At 71.0% G+C, this 7,845-nt stretch carries 8 protein-coding genes and 1 pseudogene; 6 read left to right on the plus strand and 3 right to left on the minus strand.

The features are described 5' to 3' along the window. Window positions 1–585, minus strand: a 585-nt coding sequence (locus ACFOWE_RS03320) for a class I SAM-dependent methyltransferase (RefSeq protein WP_377285259.1), incomplete at its 3' end; no start/stop codon positions are given. Between the two features lie 159 nt (window positions 586–744). On the opposite strand from ACFOWE_RS03320, the gene ACFOWE_RS03325 reads away from it, so the two are divergent. From ACFOWE_RS03325 to ACFOWE_RS03350, 6 genes are all read left to right on the plus strand, one after another. Beyond that, the gene (locus ACFOWE_RS03325; RefSeq protein ID WP_377285261.1) at window positions 745–1,557 is read left to right on the plus strand and encodes a sugar phosphate isomerase/epimerase family protein; all 813 of its coding nucleotides are present in this window, start codon (window positions 745–747) and stop codon (window positions 1,555–1,557) included. 71 nt (window positions 1,558–1,628) lie between these two features. Then, complete coding sequence (locus ACFOWE_RS03330; RefSeq protein ID WP_377285262.1) at window positions 1,629–2,279, plus strand: TetR/AcrR family transcriptional regulator; 651 nt, start codon at window positions 1,629–1,631, stop codon at window positions 2,277–2,279. 187 nt (window positions 2,280–2,466) lie between these two features. After that, complete coding sequence (locus tag ACFOWE_RS03335; protein WP_377285263.1) at window positions 2,467–4,596, plus strand: (Fe-S)-binding protein; 2,130 nt, start codon at window positions 2,467–2,469, stop codon at window positions 4,594–4,596. Window positions 4,597–4,790: 194 nt separating this feature from the next. Continuing rightward, window positions 4,791–5,588: a hypothetical protein gene (locus ACFOWE_RS03340; protein ID WP_377285265.1), complete on the plus strand. Its 798-nt coding sequence runs from the start codon at window positions 4,791–4,793 to the stop codon at window positions 5,586–5,588. After that, window positions 5,585–6,661 (plus strand): glycosyltransferase, encoded by a 1,077-nt coding sequence (locus tag ACFOWE_RS03345; protein ID WP_377285266.1) that lies wholly within the window; start codon window positions 5,585–5,587, stop codon window positions 6,659–6,661. The genes ACFOWE_RS03340 and ACFOWE_RS03345 overlap by 4 nt, the downstream gene beginning before the upstream one ends. An 18-nt stretch (window positions 6,662–6,679) precedes the next feature. Further along, on the plus strand, window positions 6,680–6,961 hold the full coding sequence (locus ACFOWE_RS03350) for a metal-sensitive transcriptional regulator (RefSeq protein WP_377285267.1): 282 nt from the start codon (window positions 6,680–6,682) through the stop codon (window positions 6,959–6,961). Window positions 6,962–7,058: 97 nt separating this feature from the next. On the opposite strand, the gene ACFOWE_RS03355 is transcribed toward ACFOWE_RS03350, so the two are convergent. Then, complete coding sequence (locus ACFOWE_RS03355; protein WP_344856742.1) at window positions 7,059–7,220, minus strand: hypothetical protein; 162 nt, start codon at window positions 7,218–7,220, stop codon at window positions 7,059–7,061. 229 nt (window positions 7,221–7,449) lie between these two features. Then, window positions 7,450–7,845 (minus strand): annotated as a pseudogene (locus tag ACFOWE_RS03360) (hypothetical protein); the annotation flags it as partial.

The following is a 7,845-nucleotide window of genomic DNA, read 5'->3' on the forward strand; positions in this document are numbered from 1 at the left end:
GTCGGCGCGGCGCTCGAAGACCATGCGCAGGTCGAGGGGCCGGCTCTGCCAGCCCTGGCGGGCCCAGAAGTCCGCCACCGCCTGTGGGGAGTAGGCCGGGACGGAGCGGCGGAACCAGCGCCCGAAGTCGCCGCGGGCGGCGTCGACGTCGACGACGAAGGCCGTGCCGCCGCGCCGCAGCACGCGGGAGAGCTCGGCCAGGCCGGGTTCGCAGCCGGGGCCGAAGAAGTAGGCCCAGCGGGCCACGGCGACGTCGGCCGAGGCGTCGGGGAGCGGCAGGTCCTGCGCGGCGGCGACGCGGACCTCGACGTTCGGCAGGGCCCGGCAGCGCCGCCTGGCCAGCTCGGCGAGGTCGTGGTGGGGCTCGACGCCGATGACGCGCGCCGCGGTGGCGGACAGGCCGGGCAGGTGGTAGCCGGTGCCGCAGCCGATGTCGAGGACGGTCGCGCCGTCGAGCGGGCGGACGGCCGCCAGCGCGGCCTCCACCTCGCCCTCGGGGTCGACCGCGCGGTTCTCCAGCTCGTAGACGCGCGGGGTGTTCCATATGTTGGGGCTGGGAATGGCACCCTTGACGAACTGCGGCATCCCCCCACCGTAGCGGCGTGATCCTCCTCGCACCGTGGTGGCTGGAAGCCATTGAGGCCCGGACGCGCTTACTCTGGCAAGTGTGGACGCGCGGGGCGACGGGCACCGCGGCGTTCGCGGACATCGACTCACTCCGACCCGAAGGCGAGAACGGCTCCGATGAGCGTCATCCGAGTGCCCAGTGCGAAGATCGCGCTGTCCACGGCGTCGGTGTATCCGGAGCGCACCCCGGATGCCTTCGAGCTGGCGGCGCGCCTGGGATACGACGGCGTTGAGATCATGGTGGGCGCCGACCCGGTCAGCCAGGACATCGACGTCCTGGAGCGGCTGTCGGACCACTACCAGCTGCCGATCCTCGCCATCCACGCGCCCTGCCTGCTCGTCACCCAGCGGGTCTGGGGCAAGGACCCGTGGGCGAAGCTGAAGCGCGCGCAGCGGGCCGCGGAGCGGGTGGGCGCCCAGACGGTCGTGGTGCACCCGCCGTTCCGCTGGCAGCGCGACTACGCGCGCGACTTCGAGATCGGCCTGGCCCGGATGCGCGAGGAGACCGACGTGGTCTTCGCGGTGGAGAACATGTTCCCGCTGCGCGCCCGGGGCAACAAGGTCGTGCCGTACTCCCCGGACTGGAACCCCGTCGACTACGACTTCCCCCAGGTCACCCTGGACCTGTCGCACACGGCGGTCTCGGGCGTCGACGCCTGGGAGATGTTCACCAAGCTCGGCGACCGGGTGGCCCACCTGCACCTGGCCGACGGGGTCGGCATCCCGAACAAGGACGAGCACCTGGTCCCGGGCCGGGGCAACCAGCCGTGCGCGCCGATCCTGGAGCGGCTGGCGACGAACGGCTTCGGCGGCCTGGTGGTGCTGGAGGTCAACACGCGCAAGGCGGCCAGCCGTACCGCGCGGATCGACGACCTCGCGGAGGCGCTCGCCTTCGCCCGCCTGCACCTCGCGGCCCCGGCCACCGCGTGACGGCCGCCGGGCGGGCCGGCGGAGCGGACGGGACGGACCGCAGGGAAACCGGGGGGTCCGGTGGCGTCGACGTGCCGGACCGCAGGGAGACCGGGGGGTCCGGCGGCGCGGACGGGCCGGGCGGCCGGGTGGAGGGTGTGGCGCGGCGCAGGCCGGGACGCAGGCCGGGGCCGGCGGACACGCGGGGGGAGATCCTCGCGGCGGCGCGCAGGACCTTCGCGGAGAAGGGGTTCGACCGGGCGACGATCCGGGGCATCGCCCGCGAGGCGGGGGTGGACCCGGCCCTGGTCCACCACTACTTCTCCGGCAAGGAGGGCGTGTTCGTCGCGGCCATGGAGCTGCCGGTGAACCCGGAGGAGGTGATCCCGCGGGTCCTGGCCGGGCCGCGGGCGGAGATGGGCGAGCGGCTGGCCCGCTACATCCTCACGGTGACGGCGGACGCCGAGGCCCGCCAGCCGGTGATGGCGCTGGTGCGCACGGCGATGACCAACGAGCGGGCCGCCGAGCTGATCCGGGAGTTCATGACGCACTCGCTGCTGGGCCGGGTGGCCCAGGCGCTGGACATCCCGCCGCTCCGGATGGAGGCGGCGTTCGCGCAGATGTTCGGCGTGGTCATGGCGCGGTACGTGCTCAGGCTGGAGCCGATGGCCTCCGCCGGCGTCGAGGAGCTCGTCGCGCTGCTCGCGCCGACGATCCAGCGGTATCTTGACGGTTCCCGCTGACCGGGAGCCCCCCTGCGGAGCATCCAGAGCATTGTTCTAGAATGGAATTGACCATATGGTGACCTCGTTCACCGCGATTCCCATTCCGGGCGCAAGTTACTCGCGGGTAGGATTCGGGGCGACCTGTGGTCATTGTGGGTGACCGGCGGTCATACGCTGGCAGCCAACGCCGTCTGTGGGAGGACCCGTGCTCTGGGTAGCCATCATCGGGCTCGTCATGACAGTGGTCGTGCTCGCGCTCGCCGCGCGCCGCGTGCTGTTCCTGTACAAGCTCGCCGTCATCGGCCCGCCCGCGCCGGAGCGGATCGAGTACGCCAAGAACAACGTGGGCACCGAGATCAAGACCCAGCTGGTCGAGGTCTTCGGGCAGAAGAAGCTCCTGAAGTGGACGCCCTCCGGCGTCGCGCACTTCTTCGTCATGTGGGCGTTCTTCATCCTGCTGACGGTCTACATCGAGGCGTACGGCGCGATCATCCAGGGTGCGATCACCGGGGATGCGAAGTTCCACATCCCGATCATCGGCACCTGGCCGGTCCTGGGCTTCCTGCAGGACTTCATCGCGGTCGCCTGTCTCGTCGGCATCATCGCCTTCGCGATCATCCGCTTCAAGAACTCGCCGAAGAAGCTCGGCCGGGGTTCGCGCTTCTCGGGCTCGCACCTGAGCGGCGCGTGGATGGTCCTGTTCATGATCTTCAACATCCTCTGGACGCTCTTCCTCGCCCGCGGCGCCGCCGTCGTCACCGGGAACTTCCCCTACGAGTCCGGCGCGTTCGCGTCCGAGACCGTCGCGAAGGTCCTGCCGACGGGCGAGTCGACCGCCCACGTGGTGGAGCAGGTCGCCCTGTTGCTGCACATCGGCTTCATGCTGGTGTTCCTCCTCATCGTGCTGCACTCCAAGCACCTGCACATCTTCACCGCGCCGCTGAACGTGCTCTTCTCCCGCCGTCCGGACGGCCTCGGCCCGGCTCCGGAGATGCGGATCGACGGCAAGGTCGTCGACTTCGAGGACGAGGACCTCGACGGTGACAAGCTGGGCCGCGGCAAGATCGAGGACACCACCTGGAAGGGCTTCCTCGACTTCTACACCTGCACCGAGTGCGGCCGCTGCCAGTCGCAGTGCCCGGCGTGGAACACCGACAAGCCGCTCTCCCCGAAGATGCTGATCATGGACCAGCGCGACCACGCCTTCAAGGTCGCGCCGTACCTGATGATGAGCGAGGAGCAGCGGGCGCACGCGGGCCAGGACGTGCTCGCGCTGCTGGAGAAGCCGCTGGTCGGCGAGGACGGCGTCATCCACCCGGACGTGCTGTGGTCCTGCACCAACTGCGGCGCCTGCGTCGAGCAGTGCCCGGTGGACATCGAGCACATCGACCACATCCTCGACATGCGCCGCTACCAGGTGATGGTGGAGTCGAACTTCCCCACCGAGGCCGGCGTCATGGTCAAGAACCTCGAGAACAAGGGCAACCCGTGGGGCATGTCCGAGATGAAGCGCCTCGACTGGGTCGAGGAGCTCGACTTCGAGGTCGAGGTCGTGGACGAGAAGATGCCCGAGGACACCGAGTACCTGTTCTGGGTGGGTTGCGCCGGCGCGCTGGAGGACCGGGCCAAGAAGACCACCAAGGCGGTCGCCGAGCTGCTGCACATCGCGGGCGTGAAGTTCGCGGTGCTCGGCCCGATGGAGGCCTGCACCGGTGACCCGGCCCGCCGCCTGGGCATGGAGTTCCTGTTCAACATGCTGGCCCAGCAGAACATCGAGACGCTGAACGAGGCCGGGGTCAAGAAGATCGTCGCGACCTGCCCGCACTGCTTCAACACGATCGCCAACGAGTACCCGCAGCTGGGCGGGACCTACGAGGTGGTCCACCACACCCAGCTGCTGGCCAAGCTGGTCGACGAGGGCAAGCTGGTCCCGGTCACCCCGATCGAGGAGAAGATCACCTACCACGACCCGTGCTTCCTCGGCCGGCACAACAAGGTGTACTCGCAGCCGCGCGACATCATGGCCAAGGTGCCCGGCGTCAAGACCCAGGAGATGCACCGCCACAAGGACCGCGGCTTCTGCTGCGGCGCCGGCGGCGCCCGGATGTGGATGGAGGAGCGGCTCGGCAAGCGCATCAACACCGAGCGCGTGGACGAGGCGCTGACCACCGACCCGGACACCATCTCCACCGCCTGCCCGTTCTGCCTGGTGATGCTGGGCGACTCGATCAACGAGAAGAAGAACGCCGGCGAGGCCAAGGAGACGCTGGAGGTCGTGGACGTCTCGCAGCTGCTGATCAAGTCCATCAAGGGCGAGCCGGTCGAGGCATCCTGACCGCCCTTTCTTGATCGGAAAGCTTGATCGAAAAGTCAGGCGCGACCCGTTTTTTGCGGGTCGCGCCTGACTTTTCGTAAGGTATCAATGAAAAGGGTGATGAGTCCGAAACAGCTCCGTATGCGACGCTCCACATAACGGGAAAATCACGGTAACCTCAACGTCGCGTAGCTCATTCGACGGGGAGGGGGCCGATGGTGCGTGCCGTCGTCACGGATGCCGAGGTCACCCTGGCCGACGTCCTCTCCCTCCGCTTGGCGGTCGACGATCCCCTTCCCGGCGAGGCCGGGCTGGTGCTCCGCCACCGGACCACCGGCGCCGAGCGCAGGGTGCCGCTGGGCGCCCCGGGCGCCCGGGCGCACGACGCGACGCTCGCGGTCTCGCTCGCCCCGCTCTCGCTGGGCCCCGGCCGCTGGGACGCCTACCTCGAGCAGGACGGTCCGCGCACGCGGCTGAGGAGCGTCGACCCCGGCTTCTCCCTCGACCGCCTCGACGCCTACGCGCTCGGCCGCCGCACCCGCGCCTACCGCGCCTACCGCACGCAGGGCGGCTATCTCGCCCTGAAGGTCGACGAGGTACGGCCGGCCGCCGAGGTCCGCGCCGTCTGGTTCCGGGAGGGCCGCTTCGAGGTCACCGGTCTGCTGGCCTTCACGGGCCTGGAGGACGACGAGTCCCGGCACGAGGCCCGCCTGGCGCTGCGCCGCGGCGGGCCGGGGACCGAGCTGTCCGTCACCGCGACGGTCCAGGGCGTGCGCTTCCACGCCGCGTTCTCGCTCTGCGACGTGATCGAGGCCGCCTCCGCCCGCCCCTGCCTCTGGGAGCCCGTGCTGGAGGTGGACGGCCTGCCCGGCCCGCTCCGCCTCGCCTCGCGCCTGGACGACGTGGACGGCAAGCGCCGCCGCCTGCACTACCCGGCCGCGCGCATCGACGGCGTGCCGGTCAAGCCCTGCTACACCGCCGACGACGAGCTGCGGATCGAGGTGGGCGTGTGAGGATCTGCCTGCTCGTCCCCTCGGTGGACGGCATGCGCGGCGACGTCCGCTCGGTCGTCAACCTCGCGGGAGAGCTGGCGGAGCGCCACGACGTCGAGATCATCAGCGTCCGGCGGCACCGGGAGCGGCCCTTCTTCCCGGTCCGCTCCAAGGTGCGGCTCTCCTGGCTGGTCGACGCCCGGCCCGGGGTGCGCCACCTGCTCCCGGCGGGGCAGATGCGCGCCGACGTCGCCCTCTGGCGGCGGCTGCGCGGCCTGCGGGCGGACGCGCTGATCACCACCAGGCCGGGGCTGAGCGTGCAGGCGGCCCGGCACGCCCCGCGCCGGACCGTGCGGATCGCCCGCGAGTGGGGCCGCCCGCCGGTGCCGGGGCCGATCAGGAGGTTCTACCCGCGCCTGGACGCGGTCGCCGTCGCCACCGAGACCGGCCGCGCGGACTGGGAGCGCCTGCTGGACGGGGAGGCCGAGACCCGGTGGGTCCCGGACGCGCTGCCCGCCGGGCCGTGGCCGCGCTCGCGGATGGACAACCGCATCGTCGCCGCGGGCGGGCGCTGGGTGCCGGTGAAGGCCTACGACCGGCTGATCCGGTCCTTCGCCGTCGTCGCCGGCAAGCGCCCCGACTGGCGCCTGAGGCTGTACGGCTCGGGCCCCGAGGAGAAGCGGCTGCGGCTCCTGGTCACGGAGCTGGGCCTGCACAACCACGTCTACTTCATGGGGAACACCCCCGACCTGGGCGGTGAGTTCGCCAAGGCGTCGATCGTGGCGGTGACCTCCCGGGCCGAGGTGCCCGGCATGACCGTGATCGAGGCGATGGCCAGCGGGGTGCCGGTGATCGGCTTCGACAGCGCGCGCGGCCCGGGCGAGTTCGTGGTGGACGGCCGCAGCGGGGTCCTGGTCCCCGAGGGGGGCGACGAGATCGGGGCCTACGCCTCCGCCCTGCTCGGTCTCATCGACGACGAGCGCAGGCGCAGGGAACTGGCGGCCGGCGCGTTGGAGGCCGCCGCCGTCCACGGGGCGCCCGCGGTGGCCGAGCGGTGGGAGAAACTGATCGCGGAGACCGCCGGCCGCGCCTGACGCGGGTACCGTTGGGCCATGCATGGGTACAGCGGAGACAAGCAGGCGTATCTCACCCGGTTGCGGCGGATCGAGGGGCAGATCAGGGGCCTGCAGCGGATGGTGGAGGAGGACGCCTACTGCATCGACGTGCTGACCCAGGTGTCGGCCGCGACCCGGGCGCTGCAGGCGGTGGCGCTCGGCCTGCTGGAGGACCACATCGCTCACTGCGTCGCCGAGGCCGTCAACACCGGTGGCCCGGAGGCCGAGCAGAAGGTCAAGGAGGCGTCGGCGGCCATCGCCCGGCTGGTGCGTTCCTGACTAGTCCCCGGCCGCTGCCGGGCCGTCATTTCGAACCACGTCCCGGACCCCCTCGGGGGAGTCCGGGACCAGGCCCTGCGGTTACTTCCCAGTGGCTTCAGCAGGTCGCCGAAGCGCTCAATCCGAGCGCGTTGTCGAGCTCCGCCAAGGTGAGGGGCCGTTCGCTGCCGGCGACGGCGGTAAGCACCTCGGCGTAGAGCGCGATCTCGTCCAACGCGACACGGTCGTGGACCCTGAGGTCCAGGTCGTCGTGCCCCACCGCGTCGTCCTTCCTTCCGCAGCCCACACCCACTTCGAGGGTACGGCGGGCGGTCTTGCGTGCCCATGGCCCATCGGGGCCATTCCCTCCGGCTCCGCCCCGTACCCTGAAGGGTCATTTCCCGATTGCGAGATCACGATTCAGGCAATCGTGCACCGCTCGGGGGAGGAGAAGGGTATAGGCCAAGTAAGGATGAAATAACCGGATAAGTAGTTTAAATCCACCCTTGTTATCGGAAGTGCTGCTGGGTGTGCGGGTGCGTCCCTTCGGGAGGCGTTCCGTGCGGGCGCGTCCCCTGGGTGTGCGGGTGCGTCCCGGACGGGTGGCCGGGCGGGTGCGGGGTCTCCGGGGCGGGGTCGTCCCGTTCGTGCACCAGCCGGTGCACCACGGCGGCCGCCGTTGCGAAGCCCCGTTCCGGCACCTCGGTCCCGGACAGGCGGCACCAGGCGAGGCCGGTCGCGTAGGCGGCGCCCAGGAGCGCCGCGGCCGAGCCCCGGTCCGGCGGCCGGAGCGCGGAGGGCAGCGTCGCCGCCTCCGGGAAGTACGGCACACCGCCCGGCCGGGGCCGGCAGCGCCGCAGCGGATGCGCCGGATCGGTGAGCACCTCGTGCAGCAGGCGGCGCAG

Source organism: Planomonospora corallina, assembly GCF_042650625.1.
Classification (GTDB): Bacteria; Actinomycetota; Actinomycetes; order Streptosporangiales; family Streptosporangiaceae; genus Planomonospora_B; species Planomonospora_B corallina.

Coding starts and splice junctions, on each gene's coding strand:
- ACFOWE_RS03325 (WP_377285261.1), top strand. CDS start 745: ATGAGCGTCATCCGAGTGCCCAGTGCGAAGATCGCGCTGTCCACGGCG.
- ACFOWE_RS03340 (WP_377285265.1), top strand. CDS start 4,791: ATGGTGCGTGCCGTCGTCACGGATGCCGAGGTCACCCTGGCCGACGTC.
- ACFOWE_RS03350 (WP_377285267.1), top strand. CDS start 6,680: ATGCATGGGTACAGCGGAGACAAGCAGGCGTATCTCACCCGGTTGCGG.